Source organism: Micromonospora sediminimaris (assembly GCF_016863575.1).
Taxonomy (GTDB): Bacteria; Actinomycetota; Actinomycetes; order Mycobacteriales; family Micromonosporaceae; genus Micromonospora; species Micromonospora sediminimaris.
In genome coordinates this window covers 1-1,244 of sequence record NZ_BOPD01000072.1, presented here as the reverse complement: position 1 = coordinate 1,244, position 1,244 = coordinate 1, and the positions used below count along the sequence as shown (strand labels likewise).

The 1,244-nt window shown below is 67.3% G+C and carries 1 protein-coding gene; it reads right to left on the bottom strand.

The genetic code is table 11. The features are described from left to right. A partial coding sequence (locus tag Vse01_RS29135; RefSeq protein ID WP_204019287.1) for an extracellular catalytic domain type 1 short-chain-length polyhydroxyalkanoate depolymerase occupies window positions 1-1,027 on the bottom strand: 1,027 nt, incomplete at its 3' end. Window positions 1,028-1,244: the final 217 nt, after the last annotated feature.

Here is a 1,244-nt window from a genome sequence, read left to right as displayed (position 1 = left end):
TCTCGTTGGCGGAGCCGGACGGCGGCGGGGTGGTCGGCGTCGGCGTCGGCGTGGGGGTCGGAGTCGGGGTCGGGGTGCCGGTCGGCGGCGGAGTGGTGGTGGGTGGGGTTGAACCGTCCAAGCCGAAGAACTGGATGGCGACCCGCGCCATGCCGCTGGAGGGCAGACTGTGCCCGGCACCCTGGATGGCGTACGCCTCGACCTGAGTGCCGAAGCGGCGGCGGTTCCAGTTGGCCTGCGGGGTGTCCGTGGACGTGGGCGTCTGGCTCAGGCCGTGCACATTGGTCCACTGCTCGATCGACTCCTGAAGCAGCGAGTACGGCACCAGGGTGTCGTTGGTGCCGTGCCACAGCTGGATCGGCGGGCGAGGGCCGGTGTAGCCCGGGTACGCCGCTCGGACCATGTCGCCCCACTGCTGCGGGGTCCGGTTCATCGAGCCGTTGGTGCATGGACCACCGGGAGGGTAGGCGGCCGCGTTGGCGAAGCAGTTGAAGGGCACACCCATGAAGGACGCACCCGCCTTGAACAGGTCGGGGTAGACCGCGAGCATGTGCTGAGTCATCATGCCGCCGGACGAACTGCCGGTGGCGTAGACCCGGTTGATGTCTCCGCCGTGCTGTGTCCGGGCGTAGTTCACCATCGACTCGATGGAGACCGGGTCGCTACCGCCACCACGCCGCTTGGACGCGTCCGACCAGGTGTCGAAGCACCTGCCGAACCCGGCCTCCTGCATGGCGCTCGGGTAGATGACAATGAACCCGTACTGGTTCGACAGCGAGGCGAATTCGCTGCCCGAGTAGAAGCCCGGACCCGACCCGCCGCAGCCGTGCATGGCGACCACGATCGCCGGGTTGGCGGGTCGGTTGTCGGGCACGTAGATGTGCATTCGCATGCCGCCCGGGTTGTTGCCGAAGTTGGTCACCTCGACCAGCGACGCGGCGGAAGCCGGCGACGACAGCGCCACAAAACCCAAGCTGAGGAGCAGGAAGCTGGCTAGGCCGGCCAGCGCCGCCCTGGTTTTCCTCATGGTACCTCCATCGATGGTGGTGGATACCTAACGTTAAGCACTTTGCTGACGACCGTCAATGAAGCGCCTAATGTCGTCGGGCCGGGAGGTCGATGGAGGGGGTGTCGGTGCGGTTCGGGCGGGCCCGGCATGATGCCGGACCCGCCCGATTAGTGCCGATTCGCAGGAGCCGGGGGAAGCTCTAGAGCCGGTAGAGCTTTCCGGCCTCGAACGGGTT